Annotated in this window: 24 protein-coding genes; 14 read left to right on the top strand and 10 right to left on the bottom strand. The window is 67.0% G+C overall.

What is annotated here, in order from left to right; genetic code table 11:
* Positions 1–84 precede the first annotated feature (84 nt).
* The 8 genes from msuE to AC5P7X_RS15165 all read left to right on the top strand — a co-directional run bounded on the left by msuE (position 85) and on the right by AC5P7X_RS15165 (position 8,046).
* The gene (gene msuE / locus AC5P7X_RS15200; protein ID WP_053498382.1) at positions 85–666 is read left to right on the top strand and encodes an FMN reductase; all 582 of its coding nucleotides are present in this window, start codon (positions 85–87) and stop codon (positions 664–666) included.
* Between the two features lie 156 nt (positions 667–822).
* Positions 823–1,185: a DUF3088 family protein gene (locus tag AC5P7X_RS15195; RefSeq protein ID WP_065197036.1), complete on the top strand. Its 363-nt coding sequence runs from the start codon at positions 823–825 to the stop codon at positions 1,183–1,185.
* A gap of 14 nt (positions 1,186–1,199) precedes the next feature.
* Complete coding sequence (locus AC5P7X_RS15190; protein WP_005416278.1) at positions 1,200–2,177, top strand: MsnO8 family LLM class oxidoreductase; 978 nt, start codon at positions 1,200–1,202, stop codon at positions 2,175–2,177.
* A 19-nt stretch (positions 2,178–2,196) separates the two neighbouring features.
* Positions 2,197–3,540, top strand: coding sequence for an LLM class flavin-dependent oxidoreductase (locus AC5P7X_RS15185; protein WP_012510831.1), 1,344 nt, complete (start codon positions 2,197–2,199; stop codon positions 3,538–3,540).
* Positions 3,541–3,544: 4 nt separating this feature from the next.
* Positions 3,545–4,765 (top strand): M20 aminoacylase family protein, encoded by a 1,221-nt coding sequence (locus tag AC5P7X_RS15180; protein WP_495215097.1) that lies wholly within the window; start codon positions 3,545–3,547, stop codon positions 4,763–4,765.
* Positions 4,762–5,313: a GNAT family N-acetyltransferase gene (locus AC5P7X_RS15175; protein WP_206620097.1), complete on the top strand. Its 552-nt coding sequence runs from the start codon at positions 4,762–4,764 to the stop codon at positions 5,311–5,313. The genes AC5P7X_RS15180 and AC5P7X_RS15175 overlap by 4 nt, the downstream gene beginning before the upstream one ends.
* A complete protein-coding gene (locus AC5P7X_RS15170) occupies positions 5,310–7,052 on the top strand; it encodes an ABC transporter permease subunit (RefSeq protein WP_080375078.1) in 1,743 nt (580 codons plus the stop codon). The genes AC5P7X_RS15175 and AC5P7X_RS15170 overlap by 4 nt, the downstream gene beginning before the upstream one ends.
* A gap of 16 nt (positions 7,053–7,068) precedes the next feature.
* The gene (locus AC5P7X_RS15165) at positions 7,069–8,046 is read left to right on the top strand and encodes an ABC transporter substrate-binding protein (RefSeq protein ID WP_206620096.1); all 978 of its coding nucleotides are present in this window, start codon (positions 7,069–7,071) and stop codon (positions 8,044–8,046) included.
* Positions 8,047–8,220: 174 nt separating this feature from the next.
* On the opposite strand, the gene AC5P7X_RS15160 is transcribed toward AC5P7X_RS15165, so the two are convergent.
* Entirely contained in the window at positions 8,221–11,340 is a 3,120-nt protein-coding gene (locus AC5P7X_RS15160) for a discoidin domain-containing protein (RefSeq protein WP_329842563.1), read from the bottom strand.
* 222 nt (positions 11,341–11,562) lie between these two features.
* Here AC5P7X_RS15160 and AC5P7X_RS15155 point away from each other — a divergent pair, with 222 nt between their 5' ends.
* Entirely contained in the window at positions 11,563–11,862 is a 300-nt protein-coding gene (locus AC5P7X_RS15155) for a hypothetical protein (protein WP_138953623.1), read from the top strand.
* An 80-nt stretch (positions 11,863–11,942) separates the two neighbouring features.
* Here AC5P7X_RS15155 and AC5P7X_RS15150 read toward each other — a convergent pair whose 3' ends face one another.
* Complete coding sequence (locus tag AC5P7X_RS15150) at positions 11,943–13,019, bottom strand: MBL fold metallo-hydrolase (RefSeq protein ID WP_329842564.1); 1,077 nt, start codon at positions 13,017–13,019, stop codon at positions 11,943–11,945.
* A gap of 104 nt (positions 13,020–13,123) precedes the next feature.
* Here AC5P7X_RS15150 and AC5P7X_RS15145 point away from each other — a divergent pair, with 104 nt between their 5' ends.
* Positions 13,124–13,735: a TetR/AcrR family transcriptional regulator gene (locus tag AC5P7X_RS15145; RefSeq protein WP_053500036.1), complete on the top strand. Its 612-nt coding sequence runs from the start codon at positions 13,124–13,126 to the stop codon at positions 13,733–13,735.
* On the opposite strand, the gene AC5P7X_RS15140 is transcribed toward AC5P7X_RS15145, so the two are convergent.
* The gene (locus tag AC5P7X_RS15140) at positions 13,732–15,678 is read right to left on the bottom strand and encodes an EAL domain-containing protein (RefSeq protein WP_495215095.1); all 1,947 of its coding nucleotides are present in this window, start codon (positions 15,676–15,678) and stop codon (positions 13,732–13,734) included. The genes AC5P7X_RS15145 and AC5P7X_RS15140 overlap by 4 nt on opposite strands.
* Before the next feature lie 96 nt (positions 15,679–15,774).
* The gene (locus AC5P7X_RS15135) at positions 15,775–16,491 is read right to left on the bottom strand and encodes an SDR family NAD(P)-dependent oxidoreductase (protein WP_495215094.1); all 717 of its coding nucleotides are present in this window, start codon (positions 16,489–16,491) and stop codon (positions 15,775–15,777) included.
* A gap of 278 nt (positions 16,492–16,769) precedes the next feature.
* On the opposite strand from AC5P7X_RS15135, the gene AC5P7X_RS15130 reads away from it, so the two are divergent.
* Complete coding sequence (locus AC5P7X_RS15130; RefSeq protein ID WP_053500030.1) at positions 16,770–17,573, top strand: APH(3')-II family aminoglycoside O-phosphotransferase; 804 nt, start codon at positions 16,770–16,772, stop codon at positions 17,571–17,573.
* Here AC5P7X_RS15130 and AC5P7X_RS15125 read toward each other — a convergent pair.
* Positions 17,546–17,971: a DoxX family protein gene (locus tag AC5P7X_RS15125; protein WP_005416291.1), complete on the bottom strand. Its 426-nt coding sequence runs from the start codon at positions 17,969–17,971 to the stop codon at positions 17,546–17,548. The two genes, AC5P7X_RS15130 and AC5P7X_RS15125, sit on opposite strands and share 28 nt — an antisense overlap.
* A 145-nt stretch (positions 17,972–18,116) precedes the next feature.
* Between AC5P7X_RS15125 and AC5P7X_RS15120 the strand changes: the two genes are divergently transcribed.
* The 3 genes from AC5P7X_RS15120 (at position 18,117) to AC5P7X_RS15110 (ending at position 20,842) form a co-directional block, all read left to right on the top strand.
* Positions 18,117–18,707: a TetR/AcrR family transcriptional regulator gene (locus AC5P7X_RS15120; RefSeq protein WP_495215093.1), complete on the top strand. Its 591-nt coding sequence runs from the start codon at positions 18,117–18,119 to the stop codon at positions 18,705–18,707.
* Positions 18,704–19,738, top strand: coding sequence for a heparan-alpha-glucosaminide N-acetyltransferase domain-containing protein (locus AC5P7X_RS15115; protein WP_495215091.1), 1,035 nt, complete (start codon positions 18,704–18,706; stop codon positions 19,736–19,738). Before AC5P7X_RS15120 ends, AC5P7X_RS15115 begins: the two co-directional genes overlap by 4 nt.
* Before the next feature lie 99 nt (positions 19,739–19,837).
* Positions 19,838–20,842 carry an aminoglycoside phosphotransferase family protein gene (locus AC5P7X_RS15110; protein WP_005416294.1) on the top strand — a complete coding sequence of 335 codons (1,005 nt, stop codon included), beginning with the start codon at positions 19,838–19,840 and terminating at the stop codon, positions 20,840–20,842.
* Positions 20,843–20,960: 118 nt separating this feature from the next.
* Here the strand turns inward: AC5P7X_RS15110 and AC5P7X_RS15105 are convergent, their stop codons facing one another.
* Genes AC5P7X_RS15105 through AC5P7X_RS15085 form a run of 5 tightly spaced genes read right to left on the bottom strand, consistent with a single transcriptional unit; the run spans position 20,961 to position 25,071 of the window.
* Positions 20,961–21,848: a DMT family transporter gene (locus AC5P7X_RS15105; RefSeq protein ID WP_053500025.1), complete on the bottom strand. Its 888-nt coding sequence runs from the start codon at positions 21,846–21,848 to the stop codon at positions 20,961–20,963.
* 29 nt (positions 21,849–21,877) lie between these two features.
* A complete protein-coding gene (gene murB, locus AC5P7X_RS15100; protein WP_005416296.1) occupies positions 21,878–22,939 on the bottom strand; it encodes a UDP-N-acetylmuramate dehydrogenase in 1,062 nt (353 codons plus the stop codon).
* A gap of 8 nt (positions 22,940–22,947) precedes the next feature.
* The gene (locus AC5P7X_RS15095; protein WP_053500023.1) at positions 22,948–24,003 is read right to left on the bottom strand and encodes a quinone-dependent dihydroorotate dehydrogenase; all 1,056 of its coding nucleotides are present in this window, start codon (positions 24,001–24,003) and stop codon (positions 22,948–22,950) included.
* Positions 24,004–24,011: 8 nt separating this feature from the next.
* Positions 24,012–24,782 (bottom strand): class I SAM-dependent methyltransferase, encoded by a 771-nt coding sequence (locus AC5P7X_RS15090; RefSeq protein ID WP_495215088.1) that lies wholly within the window; start codon positions 24,780–24,782, stop codon positions 24,012–24,014.
* Between the two features lie 4 nt (positions 24,783–24,786).
* Positions 24,787–25,071: a DUF4190 domain-containing protein gene (locus AC5P7X_RS15085; protein ID WP_495215087.1), complete on the bottom strand. Its 285-nt coding sequence runs from the start codon at positions 25,069–25,071 to the stop codon at positions 24,787–24,789.
* Positions 25,072–25,120 lie beyond the last annotated feature (49 nt).

Raw genomic sequence — 25,120 nt, 5'->3', positions numbered from 1 at the left:
AAGGCGAATGCAGCCGAGCATGGCTCGGCTCTTCAGAACGCGAAAGGCGGCCGGACGGGGTTCGGCATCATCGAGGAGCAGTTCATGTCTTCTGCATTGAGGGTGGTTGCAGTGGTGGGGTCACCGACCAGCTCGGCGACGTCGCGTACGTTGCTACTGGTGCGGCACCTGTTGGCGTCGTTGCAGCAGCGGGTGCACGCCAGCGTGGAGCTGGTGGAGCTGGCGCCGATCGCGCGCTCAGTGGGGCAGTCGCTGTCGCGCGATGAAGTGGAGCCGGCGGTGGAACAGGCGCTGCAGGCCATCGAGACCGCTGAACTGCTGGTGGTGGCCGCGCCGGTGCATCGCGGTTCGTATCCGGGGCTGTTCAAGCACCTGGTCGACTTCATCGGGCTGGAGGCGCTGGTGGATACACCGGTGCTGCTGGCGGCGACCGGTGGCAGCGAGCGCCATGCACTGGTGATCGACCATCAGCTGCGGCCGTTGTTCAGTTTCCTGCAGGCGCACACGCTGCCGATCGGGGTGTATGCCACGCCGGCCGACTTTGATGGCGAGCACCTCAACAGTGCAGCGTTGCAGGCCCGCATCGCGCTGGCGACCGAGCGGGCGGCCGGGCATCTGGCTACGCAGGCGCTGGCGGTAGCGGCGCCGCTGCGACGCATCGCCTGATGCCATAACCGGCGGCGCTTTGCATATGGCCAAGGCGCATCTGCGTGGCCGGATCCGACCGCCGATTGTCGCCTGGCATCGCCACCGCAAGCACCGGCATCCCTAGCATCGAAATCGAAGCGGCATCGCATTGCCGGCCCTGATGAGGACACTCCCGTGGCGTTGGACGCAGCAAGCAAACCCATCCTGTTCCTGCTCGACCGCGAGTTCGAGGACGGACAGATTCCCGGCCAGCGCTTCTTCTGCCGGCACAGCCTGTTGCTGGAAGGGGCGCTGTCGAGCATCGACGGCCTCGACGCGCAGCTGGACGTACGTCGCATCGGTTTCGCGCGGCCGCGCCGCGAGGTGATCGCCGAGATCGGCGAGCAGGACCAGTCGCTGCCCAAGCTGGTGCTGCCGCAGGGCGTGCGCAGCGAGCTGGCCAGTGGCGCGCATCAGGACCGCCAGTACATCTCCGGTGCCGAGCCGATCCTGGCTGCGCTGAACGGATTGCTTGGCATTCCCGTGGCCCACCCCTGAGCGAGGACACGACCTTGAGCTATCTGATCAGCGTCTTGGACAAGAGCCCGGTGGCTGAAGGCGCCTCGCCAGAGCAGGCGCTGCGCAACAGCCTGCAGTTGGCGCAGCGTGCCGAGCAGCTGGGCTATCACCGGTACTGGTTTGCCGAGCATCATGCCGCGCCGGCGCTTGCCAGCCCGGCGCCGGAAGTGCTGGCCGCCTGGGTGCTGGCACAGACCCGTCGCATCCGCATCGGCAGTGGCGGGGTGATGCTGCGCCACTATGCGCCGTACAAGGTGGCCGAGAGCTTCAACCTGCTGGCGGCGTTGGCACCGGGGCGCGTGGATCTGGGCGTGGGCAAGGCGCCCGGTGGCCTGCCAGCATCGACCGCCGCGCTGGCGGCGGGACGCCCGGCATTCGCCGATTTCGACCAGCAGCTGCGCGACCTGGAGGGCTATCTGTCCGGTGCCGCAACCGAGGCGCTGGCGCGTCCGATTCCACAGCAGGCGCCGGAGCGCTTCCTGCTCGGTGCCAGCCCGCAGAGTGCGCAGCAGGCGGCCGAGCTCGGCTGGCGCTTCGTGTATGCCGCGCACTTTGATGGCGACCCGAAACACATCGAGGCCGCGTTCGACGCCTACCGCGGTGTCTCCACGCAACCGCCGTTGCTGGCCACGGTGGCCTTCGCCGCGCCGACTGCCGAAGCAGCCGCACGCCATATCGGCGCGCTGCGCGTCTACAAGCTGCATCTTGGCCCGGGGCAGACGGTGAACCTGCCCAGCCCCGAGGCGGCTGCCGAGTATGCACGCCAGGTAGGTGTGGCGGACTTCCGCATCGAGGAAACACGGCCAAGCGTGCTGTCCGGCGATGCGCAACAGGTACGCGGCGAACTGGATGCGCTGCACCGACGCTTCGGCGTGGGTGAATTCATCCTCGACGCGCCGGTGGCCGATCTCGACGCACGCCTGACATCCCTCGAACTGCTGTCGCCCGCGCCGCGCGCGGCGGTGGCCTGACCTGCAGGAGCGTTCCCCAATGAGCACGACCCCGCGCCACATTCCGTTCGGCATCATGCTGCAGGGCCCCGGCAGCCACATGCATGCCTGGAAGCATCCGTCCAATCCGGCTGATGCCAGCGTCAACCTGCAGTTCTACATCGACATCGCGCGCACGGCCGAGGACAACGGCATCGCCTTCGGCTTCGTGGCCGACGGCCTGTACATCAACGAGAAGTCGATCCCGCACTTCCTCAACCGCTTCGAGCCGATCTCGCTGCTGTCGGCGCTGGCCACGGCAACGAAGAAGATCGGCCTGGCCGGGACGCTGTCGACCTCCTACAGCGATCCGTTCACCGTGGCCCGCCAGTTCGCCTCGCTGGATCTGCTCAGCGGCGGCCGCGCCGGCTGGAACGTGGTGACGTCGCCGTTGGAGGGTTCGGGCCGCAACTATGGCCGGCCGCATCCGGAGCACGCGCTGCGCTACCAGATCGCCGATGAGTACCTGGACGTCGTGCAGGGGCTGTGGGATTCGTGGGACGACGACGCCTTCGTGCGCGAGCGCGACAGCGGTACGTTCTTCGCGCCGGAAAAGTTCCGCCGCCTCGACCACAAGGGCCGCTTCTTCCAGGTGGAAGGGCCGCTCAACATCCAGCGTTCGCCACAGGGCCAGCCGGTGATCTTCCAGGCCGGTTCGTCCGACGACGGCATCGCGCTGGCCGGCAAGTATGCCGACGCGGTGTTCACTCATTCGCCGTCGCTGGAAGAAACCCGCGCGTTCACCCAGAAGGTGAAGAACTCGGCGATCGCGCATGGCCGCAGCGGCAATGACGTGAAGATCTTCCCGGGTATCGGCCCCATCGTCGGCCGTACTGCCGAGGAGGCTGAAGCCAAGTACCAGGCGATCGCTGCACTGGCCACGCTGGAGGATGCGCTGGCGTACCTGGGGCGCTTCTTCGATCACCATGACTTCAGCCAGTACGATCCGGACGCGCCATTCCCGGAGTTGGGTGACATCGGCAGCAACTCGTTCCGTTCCACCACCGATCGCATCAAGCAGGATGCGCGAGAAAAGGGGCTGAGCCTGCGCCAGGTGGCACTGGAAGCAGTGAGCCCACGGCCGAACTTCATCGGCACGCCGGAGCACGTGGCCGATGAGCTGATCCGCTGGTTCGATGCCGGTGCCAGCGATGGCTTCATTCTCGGCTTTGCCGCGCAGCGCGAGGGCCTGGACGATTTCGTGACCCAGGTATTGCCGATCCTGCAGGCGCGCGGCTACCACCAGCGCGAGCTGGAAGGACAGACCCTGCGCGAGCATCTGGGTCTGCCGTACAAGGCCAGCCGCCATGCGACCGACGCCGAACCGGCGCGGAAGGCGGGGTAGGGCGATGAGCGGAGAAACTGCGGCAGCACCGGGCCACGCCCGGCGGAATTCCCCAACCAGCGGCATAGTGCCGGAGATCGCGGCACGCGCCGAGGCGGCCATCGCGATTCGTCATGATCTGCACCGGCACCCGGAGCTGGCCTTCGAGGAGCATCGCACCAGTGCCCGCGTGGCCGAGCTGTTGCAGCAATGGGGCTATGAGGTCACCACCGGCCTCGGCGGCACCGGCGTAGTCGGCACGCTGCAGCGCGGGCAGGGAAGCCGTCGCCTGGGCCTGCGTGCCGACATCGATGCGCTGCCGATCCGCGAGGACTCCGGCCTGGCCTACGCCAGCCAGACCGAGGGCCTGATGCATGCCTGCGGCCACGATGGGCATACCGCGATCCTGCTGTCCGCTGCGCACTATCTGGCCCATCACGGCAATATCGACGGCACCCTGCAGCTGGTGTTCCAGCCTGCGGAAGAAACCGGTTCGGGTGCATCGAAGATGCTTGCCGACGGCCTGTTCGAGCGCTTCCCGGTGGATGCGATCTATGGGCTGCACAACTGGCCCGGCGTACCAGTCGGCCACTTCGGCTTCGTCGATGGCCCGGCGATGGCGTCGGTGGACTGGGCGCGGCTGAAGGTAATCGGCAAGGGCGGCCACGGTGCCGAGCCGCAGGGCAGCGTGGATCCGATCCTGGCGGCAGCGCACATCGTCACCGCGCTGCAGAGCGTGGTGTCGCGCAATGTCGATCCGCGGCAGATGGGCGTGGTCACCGTCGGCTCAATCCACGGTGGGCAGGCTGCCAATGTGATTCCGGACGTGGTCGAGCTGAAGCTGACCGTGCGCGCCTACCTGCCCGAGGTGCGCGACACGCTGCGACGCCGGGTCACGGAACTTGCCGAGCAGACCGCCGCCGCGTTCGGCGCGCGCGCCGAGATTGAATTCCCGCGCGGCTTCCCCAGCGTGATCAACCACCCGCAACAGACGGCCTATGCCCGCAAGGTGGCGGTGCAGTGCTTCGGCGCCGAACAGGTGGTGCCCGGCTTCGCACCGCGCACCGCCAGCGAGGACTTTGCCTTCCTGCTGCAGGCGCGACCCGGCAGCTTCGTGTTCGTCGGCAACGGCGACAGTGCACCGTTGCACAGCCCGCGCTATGTGTTCAACGACGCCGCCATTGCACCCGCTGCCAGCCTGTGGGCGCGGCTGGCCGAAGACTACCTGGTGAAGGACGTGGCATGAGCAACAACGAACGCTTCCTCTATACCTCGGTCGATGACCCGCTGGCGCGGCCGCTGTTCGATGGCCTGGAACAAGAGTACGACCGCCGTTACGCCGACGTGCGCCGACGCATCGGTGGCAGCGCCCGCGAGGAGCTGCAGCGCTATCCGGCGCAGGCCTTCGCGGCGCCGGTAGGGGCCTTCGTACTGTTGCTGCGCGACGGTGTGGCGATCTCTGGTGGCGCCTTCATGCCGCACCGCGATCCAGACACCGCCGAATTCAAGCGCATCTGGACGCTGCCGGGGTTGCGACGCCAGGGCATCGCGCGGCGCGTGCTTCAGGAACTGGAAGAACAGGCGGCACGCCAAGGCTATCGGCGTGTGTTCCTGACCACCGGCTTCCGCCAGCCCGAAGCTGTCGGCCTGTACCTCAGTCATGGCTACACCGCGCTGTTCGATCTGGATGCAGATCCGGAAACCGTCGCGCACCTTCCCTTCGAGAAGCACCTTGGGCAACCGGCGCCAGTGCTTTCGTCGTCGCAGGCCGTGCTGCACGGGGCCCATGCATGAGTACACCGTCGTCTGCGCTTGAGGGAATCACTGCGCGTCCTGCGCCAGCGCCCGAATTGAAGATCGTGCCGGCCCGGCATCCACTGCAGGGGGTTGGTACGGTGCTGGCACTCGCGCTGATCCTGATCGGCCTTCAATCAGTACTTGGCAATCCGCGTTGGGGCTGGGGCACTTTTGCCGAATGGTTCTTCGCGCGCCCGGTGCTTGAGGGCCTGGGCCGCACGCTGCTGCTGACCGCGCTCGGTACTGGCCTCGGTTTCGCGCTGGGCACCTTGCTGGCGTTGGCCCGCGTCTCCGGTTCGCCGCTGCTGTCGGCGGTGTCGTGGGGCTACGTGTGGCTGTTCCGCTCGATCCCGCTGCTGGTGCTGTTGCTGCTGCTGAACAATCTGGGCTACCTGTACAGCACCATCGAGCTGGGCGTGCCGTTCACCGGCATCAACCTGTTCTCGTACCCGACCACGCAGCTGATCGGTGTGTTCACTGCCGCGGTGCTGGGCCTGACCCTGAACCAGGCCGCGTTCTCGGCCGAAGTGATCCGGGGCGGCATCCTGTCGGTTGACCACGGCCAGTACGAGGCCGCGGCCGCGCTGGGCCTGCCACGTGGCCGCCAAGTCCGCCGCATCATCCTGCCGCAGGCGATGCGCTCGATCCTGCCGGCCGCGTTCAACGATGTGATCGGCCTGGCCAAGAGCACTTCGGTGGTCTACGTGCTGGCGCTGCCGGAGCTGTTCTACACCGTGCAGGTGATCTACCGCCGTAACCTGGAAGTGGTGCCGCTGCTGATGGTGGCCACGGTCTGGTACCTGGTGATCCTGACCGTACTTTCACTGCTGCAACGGCGCGTGGAGCAGCGCTTCGCGCGCGGCCAACTGCAGCGCGAGCGCTCGGCATCGCGCGTGTCATCGCCGCGCGTGCAGAGTGATGCCGCACCGCGCGTGGTCAACCGCCCGCGCATCGCCGCGCAGGTGGATGCCGGCGAGGGCGCGGCGGTGTCGCTGCACGGCGTGGGCAAGGTGTTTGGCGACCAGCCGGTGCTGGAGGATGTGAACCTGGACCTGCGCGCCGGCAGCGTGACGGTGCTGATCGGCCCATCGGGCGCCGGCAAGTCCACGCTGCTGCGGCTGATCAACCACCTGGAGCGTGCCGACAGCGGCTACGTGACCGTCGGCGGCCAGTTGATCGGCTACCGCCGTGACGGTGAAACCCTGTACGAACTGCCCGAGCGTGAGATCCGCCGTCGGCGTGCCGAGGTGGGCATGGTGTTCCAGGGCTTCAATCTGTTCCCGCACCTGACCGCGCTGGAGAACATCATCGAGGCACCGATCGCGGTGCGTGGCGTGCCACGTGCGCAGGCCGAACAACAGGCGCGCACGCTGCTGGAGCGGGTCGGCCTGGCCGACAAGGCCGATGCCTTCCCGCGCCAGCTGTCCGGTGGCCAGCAGCAGCGCATCGCGATTGCCCGCGCACTGGCGCTGCAACCGAAGGTGCTGCTGTTCGACGAACCCACCTCTGCGCTGGACCCTGAACTGGTGGCCGAAGTGCTCAGTGTGATCGAGGAGCTGGCCCGCTCCGGCACCACGCTGGTGATCGTCACCCACGAGCTGAGCTTCGCCCGCCGCGTGGCCGACCACGTGGTGATGATGGACCAGGGCCGGGTGATCGAGCAGGGCACGCCCGACGCCGTGTTCGAGCAGCCGCGCCAGCAACGCACGGCCGATTTCCTGGCCAAGACCCTGTAACCCCGGAAGGAGCACCATGAGTCGTGCAGCATCGCGTCGTCCCTCGCGCAGCACCCTGTTGATCGTGGCGGTGCTGGTCATCGGCATTGCCGGTATCGTCTACTCGCGCGTGCGCCAGGCACCGGATGCAGGCACCGTGGCCGCGACCAGCCTGGCCGGCGCGAACACGGCCGTCCTGAAGGGCACCTTCGACCCGAAGGCGAAGGCATTGATCCCCGCCGGTTATCAGTTCGTCACCCCGGGTGCGTTTACCGTGGCCACCCATCCGGGGCAGCTGCCGCTGGCCGACTACGGCGCCGACAGCAAGGACGTGGTCGGCATCGAGCCGGACATCGCGCGGCTGATCGCCGATGCGTTGGGCCTGAAGCTGGTGATCGTGCCGGTCGCGTGGGCGGACTGGCCGCTGGGGCTGGAATCGGGCAAGTACGATGCGGTGCTGTCGAACGTTACGGTGACCGAAGAGCGCAAGAAGAAGTTCGACTTCTCCAGCTACCGCTACGATCTTCTGGGCATCTACACGCGCAGCGACGGGCCCATCCAGAAGATCGAAAAGCCCGCTGATGTGGCCGGGCTGAAGGTGGTGGTGGGTGCCAGCACCAACCAGGACCAGATCCTGCGGCAGTGGGACCGGCAGAACATCGCGGCCGGGCTGAAGCCGGTGGAGTACCAGTACTTCGACGACGCCGTGGTCGGCCGCTTGGCGGTGATCACTGGCCGCGCCGATGTCTCGTTCGAGCCCAATGCCACCGGCGCCTACTCGGCACGCGATGGCAAGGTGCGGCGCGTGGGCCTGTTCCCCGGTGGCTGGCCGAACGCTGCGGCGATCTCGGTGACCACGCGCAAGGGCAGCGGCCTGGCCGATGCGGTGACGCAGGCGTTGAACACCCAGATCGGCAGCGGCACCTATGCGCAGGCATTGGCGCGCTGGAACGTGGCCGAGGAGGCGGTGCCGCAATCGCAGACCAATCCGCCGGGGTTGCCGACGCTGCAATGACACCGGGCGTGGCCCGGCGCTACCGCTGCTTCTGTAGAGCCGAGCCATGCTCGGCTGCAGTTCGCGCGGTGCGCGATGAGTCGAGCATGGCTCGACTCTGCAGGAGCATCCACCCATGGCGTGGATCTACTGGTGGAGTCTGCTTTCCGTAGAGCCGAGCCATGCTCGGCTGCTCTACCAACGCGCCTCCAGCGTTCTGAATGGTCTTGCCAGGCGCACGCCCTCCGCATCGAACGCGGTAACGTTGCGCCCATCCACACGCACGGTCTTCGGCATCGTCCGCGCCGGCCACCAGACCTTCACCGCCGTCCCACTGCGCAGGCCCTTGCCCAGCGTGATCGATAGCGTGCCGTCGCGTTGCCGTGCCTGCATCTGCAACGTGCCGTACGCGGTGGGCAGGCGTTCCACCGCCAATCCATCGCCCGCCACCCACGAGGGGGGCGTGCCCGGCAGCAGCGAGAGCGCATCATCGTCTTCGCGCATCAGCATGCCGAACAGCGTGCGGCCGTATTCGGCACCGATCCAGGTGTGCGGCATGTCGCCCAGGTAGCGAGGAAAGCGCAGGCGTGAGTGCACGACCTCGGCCAGCACCTGCCACTGAAGCGGGCGCCGGTCATGCAGCAGCCCCTGCAGCAGCTCATCGGCGACGTGCGGCTGGCCCAGGTGTACGTAACTCAGCACGTTGCGGATCTCGTACGGTGTGTACGCATACAGCGCACAGGGGTGGCTGCGCTTGCGCACGTCCTCCAGATAGCGGGCGAAGGTGGTCCGCAACGCATCTGCAGGCAACACGCTCTGCGCACCGGTCGGGTCCAGTGCGATCGAAACGCCGGTGGGATCGCCATCGCCCAGGTCGGCCGAGGAGGGAATGAAGTCGATGCCCTTCCACGCCATCGTCGCCCGGATCGAGGCATGCAGTGCGTCGTAGAGCAGCTTGTATTGTTCGCGCGCCCAGGCTGCGGTCTCGTGGTCGCCCAGCGATTCGGCCAGCCAGGCACCGTCGTGCCAGCCCTTCAGGCCCCAATAGTCATCCCAATAGCTGTGGGTGGGCGACGGGTAGCCCTCATGGCTGATCGACGGCGCAAGAATGCCCGCGAACCGTTCCGGCGAAGGCTGGTCAGCCTTGTAACCGGGCACCAGCGTGCGTTCGCGCAGTTCCTGCAGGAAGCGCAGCGCCGCTTTCACCTTCGGCAGATAGCCACGCACAGACTCGGGGCCGCCGTCCAGGCGCGCGACATCGGCCACCAGCGCGACGTACTGGCCCTGACTGTCGTACTCGATGTCTGATCCAAAGCCGGTGTTGACGCTGCCATCGTCGTTGAGGATCGGTGAGACCAGGCCGTTGGGATGCACGCCGTGCTCGCTGTACCAGGCCAGGTAGTCGCGCGCCACGCGGGCTTCCCCCATGCGCAGCAGCACCGCCGAGGTGGCCATGCCGTCGCGGATGAAGGAACGGTTGTAGTTGCGCGGGCCGGGCTGCATGGCTGGACCGGTCTGGTTGATCAGCATGTAGGCGGCCTGCGCGCGCAGCATGTCCACCAGCGACGGATCGGGCAGGCGCAGGCCGACCTGGCCCAGCCGTGCCTGCCAGTCTGCAGACGCCTGCGTGGCCAGTGAATCAAACGCCGCATTGGCATCGTGGGGCAGCGTGGTCAGATCCAGCGCAGGCGCTTCGGGCAGCACGCCATTGGCATCGGCGGCGGCGGTGCCCAACGGGAACGCGACCACGACGGCATCACTGGTTCCCGGCGCCAACGAGACGCGGTAGTTCAATGCAGCCGAGGCAAGCCCCTGATCATCACGCACCTGTTGCGTGGAAGGCAGCTGGCCGGCAGCGAGGGTCGCGGTGATCTCCGTTGCGCCATCCTTGCCGAATGGCGCCGCACCCGACGCAGCCAACGGCGTGAGCGACTGCAGCAGCGTGCGGCCATTGACGCGCACGGATTGCCTATCGATGGCCACCTCGCGGATCGGGGACAGCCCGCCGTTCTGCCACGGCGGATTCATCTGCATCGGGCGCACCACCAGGCTGAGCGTGCCATCGATCCGGGTGCTGCCGGTGTTGTGCAGGCGATGCCGCAGGAAGGTCACCGGCTGGCCATCGCGCTCGATGGCGAATACTTCACTGTGCAGCTGCAGGCCGGGCTGCGGTGACCAGGTGGCGGAGGGCATCGGCTTCCAGCCGTCGCGCAGGGCATGCTGCATGGCCTGCCCGGCGGCGCCGGCGGTTTGGCCATCGGCATTGCGCCAGATGGGCTGTACCAGCGGCGCACCCTTGAACGCTTCCAGATTGCCGTACTCGTCGAAGATCGATTTCTGTCGTCCTGCATGCACACCCACGGCCGTCCAGTAGGTCTGCTGCATCTGCAGCGAGGCCGGGAACAACGCGCGCTGGGCGCCGCTGGCGACGATCTGATACTGCTTCATCGGCGTCATCACGGCTTTCGGGCCGAGCAGGCGCAGGCGTGCGATCCGTGGCGCAGCGCCGTCCACGCTCAGGCGGAAAGCACGCAATGGTTGTGCTGCAGTGGCGGCCAGCCAGCTTTGCCGGTGACTGGCCGCCTGTGCATCGTGTGCGAGGTCCTGCCAACGGCCCTGTGCATCCTGCGCCTGTAGTCGGGCGGCGCCTCGTGCGCCATCGCCCCAGTCGACCACCAGGCCAGCCGTTGATTGGGCCTGCGGCAGCGTGATCTCGAACGTATGCGATCCATTTGCCCCGGCCGGCATCGCGACGGCGCCGCCGCCTTGCCAGAGCGCCGCTGCCTGCGTTGCATCGATACCGCTGATGCGTGCGCTGAGCGTGCTGTCCAGCGGCTCCATCTCGAAGATCGACACGCCCCAATCGGAAGTGCGCTGCGGGCTGGCCAGCCGCAGGTAGCGCGCCTGGCGCGGCGCGAAGTACAGCGTTTCCACATCGCCCAGCGAATCGGCCATCGTGTACGCGGTCTGCCACTGCCTGCCATCCATTGAGGTCTGCAGTGAATAGCCTTCCGGGTTCGATACGTCCCAGATGAGGCGGGCGCCGGCCAGCAGGGTGGGCGCGCCCAGATCGATCTGGAACCAGTGGCCGGGGCTGAAGGCGCCGCCGGTGACGGTCTTCGGGTTGCCGTCGATCAGGTGGCTGATCGCCATCGCCGGCACCTGCTGCGAGGAACTGCTGGCCTGCCATTGGCTGCGCGGTGGAAGGGTCTGTGCCTGTGCGCTGGAGGCCAGGGCGGCCAACAGCAGGGCCGCGGCAGGGCGCAATGGGAAGAACGGTGTGGAAACCTTGGAGCGTTCGGCGCGCAACGTCATTACGGACAGCCTCGCAGGTTCGACCGGAATCGGGCGAGCGCTACGCTAGCAAGGGATGTAAACGGTTACATGACGCACTGCAATAGGTTGCGGATGATGGCCGGTCGCCTCGATCGCCGGTTTGAGTCACGATCATCATCAATGGGGTTGACGGATGTGGCTCTGGACGGCTGTCGGCCAGGCCATACGCTATTGGAAGCCACCTCGGATCTGGAATGGTTGATGATGGAATTCAGTTTCACGTTGATGTACCGAGTGCCCGATACCGGAGAAGATCCCAGTGCATTTGAGCGATGTCTTGCAGAGTCGGGATGTGATGATGCGCTGCTGGGCAGTGGTTTACCGGGCATCTTGGCATTGCGATTCCAACGAGAGGGAAAGGTCGCAAACGATGTCGTGCGTGACACATGCATGCAGGTCCAAAATTCGCTCCCGGCAGCCGAGTTGATAACCGTGCATTTCAATGTCAGCAATGTTGCCAGTAATTCTACTTGCGGTGCCTCCAGAGCTGGGCTTGTTTGACTTCCACGGAACACTTTTGAGAAGCAGCCGAGCATGGCTCGGCTCTACATAATTTCTGGCAGGTCAAGTGCCCCCACCTGTTACAGCTCCACCGTCTCCCACCAGCGCGTACCTGCCTGCGGCGCCTGCATGTCCAGTGCTTCGCCCATCATCGGCGTAGCCACTGCAACATTGTTTGCAGCGGCCAGCGCGGTGATGCGTTCGAATGGCTGCTGCCATGCGTGCAGGGCCAGGTCGAAGGTGCCGTTGTGGATCGGCAGCAGCCACTTGCCGCGCAGGTCCAGGTGCGCCTGCAGCGTCTGTTCCGGCTGCATGTGCACAAATGCCCAGCGTGGATCATAGGCGCCGGTCTCGATCATGGTCAGGTCGAACGGACCGTATTTCTCGCCGATGGCCTTGAAGCCGTCGAAGTAGCCGGTGTCGCCGCTGAAGAAAATGCGGAAGTCACCGTCCTGGATCACCCATGAAGCCCACAGGCTGCGGTCGCTGTCACCCAGCCCGCGGCCGGAGAAGTGCTGGCCCGGGGTCGCGGTCAGGCGCAGGCCGTTGGCTTCGGTGGATTGCCACCAGTCCAGCTGCTCGACCTTGCGCGCATCCACCCCCCACGCGATCAGCTGGTCGCCGACGCCGAGCGGTGCAATGAAGCGCGCGGTCTTGCCGGCCAGCTGCATGACCGCGGCATGGTCCAGGTGGTCATAGTGGTTGTGCGAGAGGATCACACCGGCGATCGGCGGCAGCGCGTCGATGCTGATCGGCGGTGCATGGAAGCGTGCGGGCCCCATCCACTGCACCGGCGAGGCGCGATCGGAGAACACCGGATCGGTCAGCCAGTACTGGCCACGCAGCTTCAGCAGGATCGTGGAGTGCCCCAGCCGGAACAGGCTGCGATCCGGTGCGGCGTCCAGCGTGGCGCGGTCCAGCGGCTTCACCGGAATCGGGTGCGCGGGCACGGTGCCCTTGGGCTTGTTGAACAGGAACGTCCACCAGATCTCCGCGCCGTCGCGCAGGCCCATCGCCGGACGGGGCAGGGCATTGCGGAACTTGCCATCACGGTACTGCGGCGAATCGGGGAAGTCGGGAAGGGACCAGGATTTGCAGAAGGTGTAGGCGGTCACGGCGAGGATTCCGAGCAGGAGGACAAGGAGCAGGCGCTTCATGGGTGACGTCCGCTGGGTACACTGCACAGTGTAGTGTCGTGTTTTTCAAAAGTACACTGTCGAGTGTAAAATAGAGGCATCCGTTCAGTTATCCGGTTCCCGCCATGTCCCGCCCCCCGCAACGCCTGACCGACCGCAAACGTGACGCCATCGTGCGCGCGGCGGTGGAGGAGTTCCGTGCATCGGGCTACGAGGCGACCAGCATGGACCGCATCGCCGAGGCGGCGGGGGTCTCCAAGCGCACCGTCTACAACCATTTCCCGAGCAAGGAAGCGCTGTTCTCGATGATCCTGGAGGAGCTGTGGGAACGCAGCGTGGCCAGCGACGCACTGCCATACCGCGCCGACCAGCCGCTGCAGACGCAATTGCTGCAGTTGCTGGGCCAGAAGCTGGACCTGCTCAGCGATGGGAATTTCATCGATCTGGCGCGGGTCGCGATGGCCGAGATCATCCATTCACCGGAGCGCGCGCAGGCCATCGTCTGCCGCATGGGCGAGAAGGAAAGTGGCGAGAGTGCCTGGATCCGCGCAGCAATTGCCGATGGCCGTCTGCGCGAGGTGGATCCGGACTTTGCCGGCCACCAGTTGCATGGGCTGGTGAAGAGCTTCGCGTTCTGGCCGCAGGTCACGATGGGGCAGCCACCGTTGACCGCGCAGGAACGTGCGCGCGTGTCCGAATCGGCGGTGGCGATGTTCCTGGGGTTCTACGCGGTCTAGCTGGCTGCGAAGCGACGGAACTCGTCGGCCGGCAGTGCCGCCGAGTACAGGTAGCCCTGGCCGACATCCACCCCGAGTGCGCGCAGCTTCTGTTCCTGGGCGAGGGTCTCGGTACCCTCGGCCACCACGATCGCGCCGCAGCGGTGCGCGACGTCGACGATGAAGCGAACGATCGACTGTGACTTGGCGTCGGACAGCGTGGCGATCAGTGCCTGCTCGATCTTGACCTCGGCGATGGCCAGCTGCGAAAGCAGGATCAGGGTTGAATAGCCGGCGCCGAAATCATCCAGCGACAGGGTGACCCCGGCTGCCAGAAGCTGTGCGATGTTGGCATCGACCACGTCGCGCTCGACGATTTCGGTCCATTCGACGATGTCCAGGCGCAGCATCGCACCGGGGATGTCATGCAGCTGCAGCAGCTCCTGCAGGCGCAGGCCGAAGTCGGGCAGTCGCAGCGATTCGGCTGAAACATTGACTGCAATGGTCAGCGCCGCGCCGTCCCGCCGGCAGTGCTGCAGGAAGTGCACCGCCGACCGCAGCGTGGCCCATTCCAGGTCTGCCAGCCGCCCCTGCCGGCGCAGCAGCGAGATCACCCGCATCGGGGCAATCGGCCGGCCTTCCCCGTCGCGCATGCGCAGCAGTGCTTCGGCGCCGACCAGTTGGCGGTCCTGCAGACGATGCTTGGGCTGGTAGCACAGCGGCGCATTGCCCTGCTGCAGCCAGTGCTCAAGCGCAGCCTCGATCAGGGCGTCGATCTCGCTGTCGCGCTGGATCGGGTCATCGAAGAACACCACGCCCGACTCGATCGCGCTCAGTGCCACGGTGATGGCGCGGAACGGAAGATGTCCTTCGTCGGCATCAGCAGGGGGCTTCAATTCAACCACTGCACAGCGGAACAGCGGCCGGAAGACCGGCCAATCGCGGCCGACCCGATCGGCCAGGTTGCTGGCCAGCTCGGTGATCTGCGGTTGCGTGCGCAGTGTGGACAAGGTCAGGCCGCGCACCAGGATCGCCAGCGCGGCATCACCGAACTGGTAGATCTCCAGCTGCGCAGCCGACAGCGAGGGCAGCAACCGATGCACCTCCCCGGTGCTGTCGCGCTGCCACAGGCCGTTGTCCTGCAACGGCCCGTAGCGCAGGCGCAGATCGCGCAGGTTGCCCATCTCGGCCACGATCAGGCAGGCCTTGCCGGTGCCGTCGTTATCCCGCCAGTACTGTTGCAGGCGTTCACCGAGCGCACGCATGTTGGGCAGCCCGCTGATCGGATCGATGCGGAGCCAGGCCTGTTCGCGCTGGCGTTGCGCATCGATCTGGGCATCGTTGTAGACCAGCGCGAACACAGCGCCGAGCACGAGCAGCGAGACCGGCAGTGCCAGCACGCGCTGGATCGCCAGCTCGGCCACCGGCAGTTGATCGGTGCCAATGATCGCCACACCCAGCGCCAAACCCAGAGCGGTTACCCCGATACGCACGCCCCAGGCCTGCAGGATCATGCGCGGCGAGAGCTCGTTGAGCATGCGCGGGTGCAGGTGCCTGCGCAGCCAGACGCCGGCCACCATCTGCAACACGGCCTCAAGGCTGGCAGGCAGGAAGAACGGGATACCGGCGAACTGGTAGCGGGCCAGCAGGGCGGCGGTCAGGCAGGCCAAGCCCCCGCGCCATCCGCCCAGCAGGCCACTGACCAGCAGGATGTCGAAGCCGAGGTGCAGCTTGACCACACCCTGGGAATAACGGGCCACGAACCAGGAATTGAACAGGTAGATCAGGCCCAGCGCTACGCCGACATACAGGCGACGGCCTTCAATGGCGTGCCCGGCGCGACGGGTGGCGATCAGCAGCACGCCGATCATGCCGATCACTGCCGTGGCCTGCAGCAGATACAGCGGCAGGCTGGGCAGGGCGCTGTCCAGGACCTGGGTCGAGACCCGTGAAAGCGCATCCATAGCAGGTTCCCGCCTGTGACCGACGGCCAGTGACGAGCAGGGTAAACCACGACCGCGCGCGCGGCCACTGAGCGTGCTCTGCGGCGGCCGGCAAGGTCAGTAGCGCGGGTCGGCGATGGCGGGCAGCACCAGTTCGCGCACGAAGCCGGAGGATGACAGCTGCAACAGGGCGCTTACCATGGCCACGACATCGTGGACCGGCACCTGCTCACCGTCGCCGCGCGCTGCGGCCTCGGCCACCGGCACCGACAAGGCGTCGTCGGTGTTGAGGTAGCCCAACTGCAGGCTGGTCACCGCCAGCCGGCGATCGCGGAAGCCTTCGCGCAGCGCATCGGCGATGCCGTTGAGGGCGAACTTCGAGGCGCCGAACGCCACTTCCGGGCGGCCACTGCGAGGCAGGGCCGAGGTCGAACCGGTCAGCACCAGCTGCGGGCGCGCTGCGCCCAGTACGCGGGGCAGCAGGCGTTGCAGCAGTAAAAGGGTCGCGGTGATGTTGACGTCGACCAGCTTCTTGAGTGCAGCATCGCTTTCATCGAGGAAGGCGTACTCGTCGCTGAAGGCCTTGTCTTCCCAGATACCCAGGTTGTGGATCAGCACATCGATATCGGCCGGTGCCTGCGCTGCGATGTGGTCGGCAGCCACGGTCGGCCGGGACAGGTCTGCTTCGATCCATTGCAGGGTGACGCCGTCAGCGCAGGCGATGCCGCACGGGCGGTTGCGCGAGACACCAATCACAGTGTCACCCGCGGCACAGAGGCCTTCCACGAACGCGCGTCCCAGGCCCTTGCTGGCGCCGATGACCATCAATTTCATGTTGCTTCCTCGTTGTACTGCGGCAGCCACGATCGGCTGCCAGAACGGTGCTCCACTTGGCGAACGCGCGCGGGCCGCCGCGTTCGGCGGTAAGGGTCGAGGCCGTGTCGTCGAACTGGCACCGGTACCGTGGCAGCAGCCGTCGCTGCTGCAGGCGCTGGGACGCAGTGGCCGCCGACGGCCCGGTCAGCTCGCTCAGGCTGCCTCCCGCACGGGGGGCGATGTGCGCCAGGATGAGCGAGAATGCGTAGGGTCACCGGCAACAGGAATCTCCTGGCATGGACGAGCACAACGCCACCACGGATGGCATGCCGCTGCCGTTGGCGTGGCAGAAAGCGTTGGCCGGCGCGCGCATCGAGCGGCAGTCGATGGGTGTTTCGCGGGCCGACGTTGCCCGCGTGCTGCGGCCAGGTAGACCCGACGCCTTCCTCAAGTCGGAACTGATCGATGCCTTCAGTGAGCTGGGCGATGAGATCGCACGCCTGCGCTGGCTCCAGGCACAGGGACAACCGGCGCCAACGGTGATTGCCACGGCCGAAGAAGCGGGCCGGCACTGGTTGCTGATGAGCGCGCTGCCTGGCCGCGATCTGGCTTCGTCGCCGGAACTCGCGCCGCAGCAACGGGTGGAGATACTGGCCGACGCGCTGCGCGGGCTGCATGCGTTGCCGGTAGCAGCCTGTCCGTTCGATCAGCGGCTGGCCTCGCGCCTGCCGGCCGCGCAGGCACGGGTCGAGGCGGGGCGCGTGGACGCCGATGACTTCGATGACGAACGCCTGGGACAGAGTCCACAGCAGGTCTTCGCCCAACTGTGCAGCACCCGTCCCGATCATGAAGATCTGGTCGTCAGTCATGGCGATGCCTGCCTTCCGAATCTGATGGTGGCCGAGGGGCGTTTCAGCGGTTTCATCGACTGTGGGCGGCTGGGCGTGGCCGACCGTTACCAGGACCTGGCGCTGGCCGCGCGCAGCCTGGTCCACAACTTCGGTGATACGCGTTGGGTCACGCCGTTGTTCCAACGCTACGGCGCTGTAGCCGACGAGCGCCGGTTGGCGTTCTACCGGCTGCTCGACGAGTTCTTCTGAGCCCGCGCGCGGCTGGCGATGGCCGCGCAGATCAGCCCACCGATCACGCTCAGGTGTTCCAGTGCGAAGAACAGGGCCAGCTGCTGTTCCGCGCCGTGCTTGGTCCAGAAGGCATGCACGATGGCGATGGTCAGCAGCATGAACACCGCCAGCGCGCCGCTGCCCAGCCAGAGCAGGCGATCAAGCAGCAGGCACAGTGAGCCACCCAGCAGCACCACGGCGCTGGCGAGGTTGAACAGCACAGGCGGTTGCAGCCCGGCCGCCTGCATTTCGGCCACGCTGTTGTCCCACGCCAGCAGCTTGGCCAGACCCGATGACAGGAACACCACGGCCAGCAGCAGTCGGGCCAGGAACCACAGCACGCGGCTGTCGAGCAGGGCGGTGATCATCCGCGGCATGAAGTCTCTCCGGGTTGGGCTTGGAACGGGCCGTGCAGCATCGGGCCTCAACCGCAGTTGAGGTCAAGGGCCGGCTGAACGGAACTCGCTGGTTGGCCGGGTTGCCATCTTCCATGTGGACGAACGTTCGTTCAGTATTGGCGCCATGAACCGAGCCGACCGCAACGCGCAACGCAACGCGCAGATCCTGCAGGCCGCCCTGCAGTGCTTCCTCGCCAAGGGATTCCACCAGAGCAGCATGCGTGACATCGCGCAGGCGGCCGACGTCAGCCTGGGCAATCTCTACAACCACTTCCCTGGCAAGGAAGCGATCATCCTTGCAGTGGCCGTGGCCGAGAGCGAGGAATTGGCGCCGTTGCTGCAGCGGCTGGCCGTGGCCGACGGTGATCGCACGCAGGTGCTGGCGTTCCTGCAGGACTTCCACGCGCTGTGCAGCCATCCGGAATGGGCGACGCTCGCCGTCGAAGTGCTGGCCGAGAGCGCACGCAATCGGGCCGTGGCCGAGGCATTTGCGGCCAATCGCAGGCAGTTGCAGGCTGTGCTGGCCGAAGCGCTGCAGCAGGTGGCACAGCGTGAACGTCGGCGTCCCGTGCTGGCCCCGGCACTGCAGGCGCAGGTGCTGCTGGATGCCATCGAAAGCGATGCGCTGCGTCGCGGGCTGGGCGAAGCCGGTGGCACCGATGAGGCTCCGCTTGACCCTGGCCTGCTCGCGCTGCTGCTCGGTGCACGCGCATGAGCGCGGTTGAGCGGCGATTGCACGGCCTCGACCTGGCACGGTATCTGGCGCTGGCAGGCATGGTGCTGGTCAATTTCCGCCTGGCGATGGCCGTGCCGGCAGAGGGTCAGGGTTGGCTGGCCGGCTTCTTCCATCTGCTGGAAGGCAAGGCCTCTGCGACCTTCGTCACCCTGGCCGGACTTGGCCTGGTACTGGCCACGCAGCGCCTTGGCTGGATGCCGGCCGGCGCGCAGACCTGGCGGCGCGCGCTGTTCCTGCTGGTGCTGGGCCTGCTCAACCTGACCCTGTTCCCGGCCGACATCCTGCACTACTACGCGGTGTATTTCGCGCTGGCGGTGCTGTGGCTGCGTGCGTCGTCACGGGTGCTGCTGGCCAGCATCGCCGGCCTGGCGGCCGGGTCGTTCTGGGCACTGCTGCACTGGAATTACAGCCAGGGCTGGAACTGGCAGACGCTGGAGTATGCCGGTCTCTGGCAGTGGCCGGGTGCCGCGCGCAACCTGCTGTTCAACGGCTTCCATCCCTTGCTGCCCTGGATGTGCTTCTTCCTGCTGGGCATGCTGCTGGCGCGCCTGCCGTTGTCACAACCGCGGGCGCAGCGTGCGTTGCTGCTGGTGGGCCTGCTGCTGATCGGCGCAGGCCAGGCCGTGCAGCACCTTGCACAGGGAACGCCCTGGCAGCCGTGGCTGGGAACGCAGCCGATGCCGCCGGGACCGGCCTACGTGTTGACCGGTGCGGGCGCAGCCTGCAGTGCGATTGCCGCGTGCCTCTGGATCAGCCGCCGTTATCCGGGGGATTGGCTGGAACCGCTGACTGCAGCAGGGCGAATGACCCTGACCCTCTACGTCGGCCACATCCTGCTGGGCATGGGTACGCTGGAATGGTTGGGGCTGCTCGATGGCAGCGCGTCGCTACCGACCGTGCTGCTGTGGGCGCTGTTGTTCCTGATGCTGGCCACGGGCGCAGCGTGGCTGTGGTCGTGGCGGTTCACGCGGGGGCCATTGGAAGCGGTGATGCGTCGCGTCGCCGGCTAGCACGTTGGTCGCGCAGGCACGATGTTGTGACGGACATGTCTGTGTCGTGGCGGGCACATCTGCGATAGTTGTCGCAGATAACACTTTCCGCTTGCATCCATGTCATCCGCTTCGGCGCAGCATCTCGGCGAAGTCCTCCAGCAATCCTATGGCATCACCGCGACCGCCGTGGTGCCACGCCCGGTTGGCGCCGATGCCAACGCCAGCGTGTATCGCATCGATGCACGGCGCGGGCAGTGGTGGTTGAAATGCCGCAGTTACCAGGTGGCCCCTGCCGTCTGGGACACCCTGCATTGGCTGCGCGGCACGCTGGGTATCGAGGAGATCGTTGCGCCCTGGCCGGCGTTGACCGGCGGGGCATCGGTGCAGCGCTGGGGCCTGCAGTTCACCCTGTTCCCGTATGTGGAAGGCCAGTCCGGTTTCGAGGCGGCATTGAGCCGCACGCAATGGCAACGGTTGGGCGAGGTGCTGCGGCGCCTGCACGAGGCGTGCCCGCCACCGGCGCTGCAGGAAGCGCTGCCAAGCATCCGGATGGAAACCGCGGCGCTTGATACCGTCGGGCAGTGGCTGGCCGGCGAAGGCCTGGCGGCTGCCAAGGATGGGCTGGGCCGTGCCTTCGTTTCCGTCTGGGACCAGCAGCACGCGCGCATCGCGGCGCTGCACGCGCAGGCACTGCAGCTGCACGCGGCGTTGCAGGATGTGCCGGTGCGGCTGCACCTGTGCCACACCGACCTTCATGCCGGCAATCTGCTGATGGGCAATGACGGTGGCCTGCATCTGATCGACTGGGATGGCCTGTCGCTGGCACCGCGCGAGCGCGACCTGATGTTCATCGGTGGCGCTGTCGGCGGGCGCTGGGGCCGCGAGAACCCGTTGGGATTCGAGGAGGGCTATGGCAGCGACCGCGGCGACCCTCGCTGGATTGCCTGGTACCGTCACTGGCGCATCCTGCAGGACCTGATCGAGTTCCAGCAGGTCCTGCTGGGCAGCGATGGGGAGGACCGGTCGCCGCAGCTGCGCCGGCAGTCGCTGCATTTCCTCAGCGAACAGTTCGCACCGGGCAATGTGTTCGACGCGGCGGAGCGGGTGTATCGCGCGCTGTAGATCCACGCCATGCGTGGATGAACCCTGCGCGCTCAGTCAACGGTGGAGGCGCGAAGAGCAGCCGAGCGTAGGCTCGGCTCTACAGAGGAGTGCAGCGTCATCCACGCGTGGCGCGGATCTACTCGGCGGGCTTCGCCGCTGCAGAGGCGGCTGCGCTGGCGGCGCGGCGCGACAGCACGGCCTCGCGGTGGGCAATGTAGGCGTTGGCGGCGAGGATGATGCCGGCGCCGATGATCGTCCAGCGGTCCACGCTTTCGTTGAACAGCAGCCAGCCGAACAGCGTCACCAGCGGCAGCTGCAGGAAGCTGATCGGGGTCAGCGCCGAGACTTCACCCAGGCGCAGCGCCCGCGTCCACAACAGCTGGCCGATGGTGCCGAGCACGCCGGTGGCCAGCAGCCACAGCCAGGCCATGCCGCTGGGCCAGACCCAGACGAACAGCGCCGGAACCAGCGACAGCGGCACCCAGAACACGTAGGTGTAGAGCACCACGGTATCGGCGCTGTCGACGCGGGTGAGCTGCTTGATCTGGATCGCCACCAGCGAACTGAGCACCGCGGCGGCCACGGCGACCAGGCTGCCCGCGGTGAAGCCGGCGGTACCGGGTCGCACGATCACCAGCACACCGATGAAGCCGACCACGACCGCGGCCCAGCGGCGCACGCGCACGGTTTCACCCAGCCACAGCACGGCGGCAATCGTGACGAACAGTGGCGTGGAGTACGACAGCGACACCGCCTGCGCCAACGGCAGGTGGCCCAGCGCCCAGAACGCGCACAGCATCGAGCCGAGGCCGATCGCACTGCGCACGAAATAGCGCGGCAGCTGCTGCGTCTTCAGCGGAGCACGGCCCGGCCGCAGCAGCATCGGCAGCAACGCCAGCAGGCCGAAGGCATTGCGGAAGAACGCCACTTCCTGGGTTGGCACGTACCGGGTGGCGTAGCGGATCGCGACCGCCATCAGGCCGAATGCCATCGTGCTGCCAAGCATCAGCAGCGCCGCCCGCATCGGGGCGCTTGGGGAAAGGGCGGGGGTGTTCACCACTGTGCGCCGAGCAGGCGGGGCTCCGGTTCGATCGGCACACCGAACTTCTCCAGCACCGAGGCCGAAATGCGGCGCGCCAGCGCCAGCAGTTCAGCGCCGCTGGCATTGCCGTGGTTGACCAGCACCAGCGCGTGGCTTGGCGCCACGCCGGCATCACCTTCGCGGAAGCCCTTCCAGCCGCAGGACTCGATCATCCATGCCGCCGAGACCTTGCGCTTGTCATCCTGCTCGGCCGGGAACACCGGCAGGTCGGGGAAGTGCTGCAGCAGCACGTCGACCTGTTCCAGCGGCAGCACCGGGTTCTTGAAGAAGCTGCCGGCGTTGCCCAGTACATCCGGGTCGGGCAGCTTGCGGCGGCGGATCGCGATCACGGCATTGGCCACGTCCACTGCGCTCGGCAGCTCCACGCCCTGTGCCTGCAGCTCCTCGCGGATGCCGGCGTAGTCCATGCGCAGATCGTGCAGCAGTGGCAGCTTCAGTTCGATGGCGGTGATCAGGTAGCGATCGGGTTGCTGCTTGAACACGCTGTCGCGGTAGGCGAAGCCACACTGTTCGTTGTCCAGCCGCACCCAGGCCTGCTCCTGGCAGTCCCACGCTTCGACCGCCTGGATGAACTCGCCAACCTGCGCGCCATAGGCACCGATGTTCTGGATCGGCGCGGCACCGGCCGTGCCGGGAATCAGGGCCAGGTTTTCGAGGCCAGACAGGCCTTCCTGCAGCGACCACATCACCAGGCCATGCCATGGCACGCCGGCACCGGCACGGATCACCGCATGGTCGGCGCGGTGTTCAAGGAAACTGATGTCACGGTTGCCGAACACCAGCACGGTGCCGGGCAGGTCCTCGGCGATCAGAACGTTGCTGCCGCTGCCCAGCACCAGCAGCGGGCCGCTGGCCACCTCAGGCAATGCCAGCACGTCCGGCAGCAGCGCGGCATCGTGCAGTTCCAGCAGCTGCGCGGCGCTGGCCTGCACATGGAAGGTATTCAGCGCCTGCAGCGGCGCATTGCGGGTGAGCGTCCAGCGCAGCGGGGCGTTGCCGTCGATGGTATCCATGGGCGCGCTCACAGCGGGGCCACCGCGCCGCGGCTTGGCGCTTCACGGCGGCGACGGATCGCCTCCACGCATTCGGAAACCAGCGCCGGTCCACGGAAGATCAGGCCGCTGTAACACTGCACCAGTGCCGCGCCTGCGGCCATCTTGGCCACGGCATCGGCGCCGGACAGGATGCCGCCGACGCCGATCAGCGGCACCGATTCGGGCAGGCGCGAACGCAGGCGGCGCAGCACCAGCGTGGACTGCTCCAGCACCGGTGCACCGGACAGGCCGCCAGCCTCATTGGCCAGCGGATCGCCGGCCACCCTGCTGTGGTCGATGGTGGTGTTGGTGGCGATCACGCCGTCCACCTGCAGTTCGCCCAGCACGCGGGCGGCGGCGTCGATATCGCGTTCGCTGAGGTCCGGCGCCACCTTCACCAGCATCGGCACGCGTCGGCCGTGCCGGGCAGCAAGGTCTTCCTGGCGGTCGCGCAGCTGGCTGACCAGCTGGCGCAGCGCGGTCTCTTCCTGCAGCTCACGCAGGCCTGCGGTGTTGGGCGAGGAGATGTTGACGGTGATGTAATCGGCCAGCGGGTACACCTTGTCCAGGCAGGCAATGTAATCGTCCACGGCCTGTTCGTTGGGGGTGTCCTTGTTCTTGCCGATGTTGATGCCGAGCAGGCCGCGGCGGTTGCGCGCGCGCTCGACGTTGCGCACCAGCGCATCCACGCCCGCATTGTTGAAGCCCATGCGGTTGATGATGGCGTTGTGTTCCGGCAGGCGGAACAGGCGCGGTTGCGGATTGCCGGCCTGCGGGCGCGGGGTGATGGTGCCGATTTCGACGAAGCCGAAGCCGAGCGCGAAAAGTGCATCGATGTGCTCGCCGTTCTTGTCCAGGCCGGCGGCCAGGCCGACCGGATTGGGGAAGGTCAGCCCGAACACCGTGCTGGGCATCGGCGCGATGCGTGCGGCCAGCAGCGGCGTGGTGCCGGTGCGATAGGCCAGGTCCAGTGCGGACAGGCCGAGGCCGTGGGCGCGCTCGGCGTCGAGCGAGAACAGGAAGGGGCGGGCAAGCGAATACATGCGTCGGTTCAGTCCAGCGTGCCGAGGAAGGCTCGGGTTCGATATTCAAAAGCGACCTGGCCGTCCACCGCATGGGCGGCGAACAGGTCATGCAGAGCGTCGATCATCGCCGCGTGGCGGGGATGACCGGATTGGGGTGCATAGGAGGAGGACAGCAGGCGCCCGCGCAAGGCGTCGAAGTCCAGATGCTGCACGTTTGGCAGCTCTACCCTGCCGCGCAGGCCGGGGCCGAACCAGGCCTGCATGGTGGCATCGTCCTGGTAGCGCTCGGCCACAGCGGTGTAGTCGGTGCCGTAGTCCAGCAGCAACTGTTCGTAGCCGATCAGGAACGGGCTGGCATCGAGCAGGCGCGAATTCCAGTAGATCAGTGCCTGGCCACCGGGGCGCAGGATGCGCTGCCACTCGGCGCGCACCGCCACGGTGTCGAACCAGTGAAAGGCCTGCGCGACGCTGACCAGATCGATGCTGGCGTCCCCCAGGCCGGTGGCCTCGGCGCGGCCATCGACAGCGGAAAAGTCCGGATACTGCGGTGCCAGCCACTGTTCGGCGGCGGCGCGCATCGCAGCGTTGGGCTCGACCGCCACCAGCGGATGACCGCTGGCGAGAAACGGACGGCTGGAGATGCCGGTGCCGGCGCCGATGTCGGCGACACGGGCCTGGTGGCTGACGCCCATCGGGCCGTGCAGCCAGTCCAGCAGTGCGGGCGGGTAGTCGGGCCGGTAGCGGACGTAGTCGGCGACGCGGCTGCTGAAGCGTTCAGTGCTGTCGGAGGCGGTCATGGCGTCAGTTCGACACCGCCGCCAGCCATGCCAGGCCGCCGAAGAACAGGATGAAGACCAGGACGGCGGCAAGCGCGGCGCCGACCATGACCCAGCCCAGCACCAGGCCGGTAACGGCCAGGCCGTCGCCTTCCAGTTCATGCGGGCGGCGGCGGATCTCGGCGCGGGCCATGTGGCCGGTGATGATGGCGACGATGCTGGCCACGAAGGGCAGGACGGTCCAGCTGGCGATGCCCATGACCAGGCTGACCACGGCCAGGGCGCTTGTCTGTCGGGGTGCCACGCTCATCGGGTCCTCCTTGGCAGTGTGCACATGATAGTGCCTCTGCCCGGGCAAT

The organism is Stenotrophomonas sp. YJH_SMC_53, assembly GCF_059369995.1.
Note: the sequence above shows the minus strand (reverse complement) of the source record. Positions and strands in the feature narration are given on the sequence as shown.

Bases quoted from the DNA above. Each gene is read 5' to 3' on its own strand.
- msuE (WP_053498382.1), top strand. From the start codon at position 85: ATGTCTTCTGCATTGAGGGTGGTTGCAGTGGTGGGGTCACCGACCAGC.
- AC5P7X_RS15185 (WP_012510831.1), top strand. From the start codon at position 2,197: ATGAGCACGACCCCGCGCCACATTCCGTTCGGCATCATGCTGCAGGGC.
- AC5P7X_RS15180 (WP_495215097.1), top strand. From the start codon at position 3,545: ATGAGCGGAGAAACTGCGGCAGCACCGGGCCACGCCCGGCGGAATTCC.
- AC5P7X_RS15175 (WP_206620097.1), top strand. From the start codon at position 4,762: ATGAGCAACAACGAACGCTTCCTCTATACCTCGGTCGATGACCCGCTG.
- AC5P7X_RS15170 (WP_080375078.1), top strand. From the start codon at position 5,310: ATGAGTACACCGTCGTCTGCGCTTGAGGGAATCACTGCGCGTCCTGCG.
- AC5P7X_RS15165 (WP_206620096.1), top strand. From the start codon at position 7,069: ATGAGTCGTGCAGCATCGCGTCGTCCCTCGCGCAGCACCCTGTTGATC.
- AC5P7X_RS15160 (WP_329842563.1), bottom strand. From the start codon at position 11,340: ATGACGTTGCGCGCCGAACGCTCCAAGGTTTCCACACCGTTCTTCCCA.
- AC5P7X_RS15155 (WP_138953623.1), top strand. From the start codon at position 11,563: ATGATGGAATTCAGTTTCACGTTGATGTACCGAGTGCCCGATACCGGA.
- AC5P7X_RS15150 (WP_329842564.1), bottom strand. From the start codon at position 13,019: ATGAAGCGCCTGCTCCTTGTCCTCCTGCTCGGAATCCTCGCCGTGACC.
- AC5P7X_RS15145 (WP_053500036.1), top strand. From the start codon at position 13,124: ATGTCCCGCCCCCCGCAACGCCTGACCGACCGCAAACGTGACGCCATC.
- AC5P7X_RS15140 (WP_495215095.1), bottom strand. From the start codon at position 15,678: ATGGATGCGCTTTCACGGGTCTCGACCCAGGTCCTGGACAGCGCCCTG.
- AC5P7X_RS15135 (WP_495215094.1), bottom strand. From the start codon at position 16,491: ATGAAATTGATGGTCATCGGCGCCAGCAAGGGCCTGGGACGCGCGTTC.
- AC5P7X_RS15130 (WP_053500030.1), top strand. From the start codon at position 16,770: ATGGACGAGCACAACGCCACCACGGATGGCATGCCGCTGCCGTTGGCG.
- AC5P7X_RS15125 (WP_005416291.1), bottom strand. From the start codon at position 17,971: ATGCCGCGGATGATCACCGCCCTGCTCGACAGCCGCGTGCTGTGGTTC.
- AC5P7X_RS15120 (WP_495215093.1), top strand. From the start codon at position 18,117: ATGAACCGAGCCGACCGCAACGCGCAACGCAACGCGCAGATCCTGCAG.
- AC5P7X_RS15115 (WP_495215091.1), top strand. From the start codon at position 18,704: ATGAGCGCGGTTGAGCGGCGATTGCACGGCCTCGACCTGGCACGGTAT.
- AC5P7X_RS15110 (WP_005416294.1), top strand. From the start codon at position 19,838: ATGTCATCCGCTTCGGCGCAGCATCTCGGCGAAGTCCTCCAGCAATCC.
- AC5P7X_RS15105 (WP_053500025.1), bottom strand. From the start codon at position 21,848: ATGCGGGCGGCGCTGCTGATGCTTGGCAGCACGATGGCATTCGGCCTG.
- murB (WP_005416296.1), bottom strand. From the start codon at position 22,939: ATGGATACCATCGACGGCAACGCCCCGCTGCGCTGGACGCTCACCCGC.
- AC5P7X_RS15095 (WP_053500023.1), bottom strand. From the start codon at position 24,003: ATGTATTCGCTTGCCCGCCCCTTCCTGTTCTCGCTCGACGCCGAGCGC.
- AC5P7X_RS15090 (WP_495215088.1), bottom strand. From the start codon at position 24,782: ATGACCGCCTCCGACAGCACTGAACGCTTCAGCAGCCGCGTCGCCGAC.
- AC5P7X_RS15085 (WP_495215087.1), bottom strand. From the start codon at position 25,071: ATGAGCGTGGCACCCCGACAGACAAGCGCCCTGGCCGTGGTCAGCCTG.